Origin of the sequence: Streptomyces gottesmaniae (assembly GCF_031845845.1) — a bacterium.
GTDB lineage: Bacteria > Actinomycetota > Actinomycetes > Streptomycetales > Streptomycetaceae > Streptomyces > Streptomyces akebiae.
In genome coordinates, this window is the sequence record NZ_JAVRFJ010000155.1 from 1 (window position 1) to 424 (window position 424).

1 protein-coding gene is annotated in these 424 nt (G+C 69.3%); it reads right to left on the reverse strand.

Annotated elements, in window-relative coordinates; all coding sequences use genetic code 11:
• On the reverse strand, positions 1 to 424 hold a 424-nt coding region (locus RM704_RS44835; protein WP_498076462.1), incomplete at both ends, for a beta/alpha barrel domain-containing protein.

Sequence of the window (424 nt, forward strand, 5' to 3'; positions counted from 1 at the left end):
TCGGGATCGTCGTAGAACGTGGTGGCCTTCACGATCGCCGCGGCGCGCTCCGCCGGGTTGCCCGACTTGAAGATGCCCGAACCCACGAACACGCCTTCGGCGCCGAGCTGCATCATCATCGCCGCATCGGCAGGGGTGGCGATGCCGCCCGCGGTGAACAGCGTGACGGGCAGCTTGCCTGCCCGGGCCACCTCGGCCACCAGGTCATACGGCGCTTGCAGTTCCTTGGCCGCGACGTACAGCTCGTCGGTGCTCAGCGAGGTGAGCCGACGGATCTCGCCGCCGATCTTGCGCATGTGGGTGGTCGCGTTGGAGACGTCGCCGGTGCCGGCCTCACCCTTGGAGCGGATCATCGCCGCGCCCTCGGTGATCCGGCGCAGGGCCTCGCCGAGGTTGGTGGCACCGCACACGAACGGCACGGTGA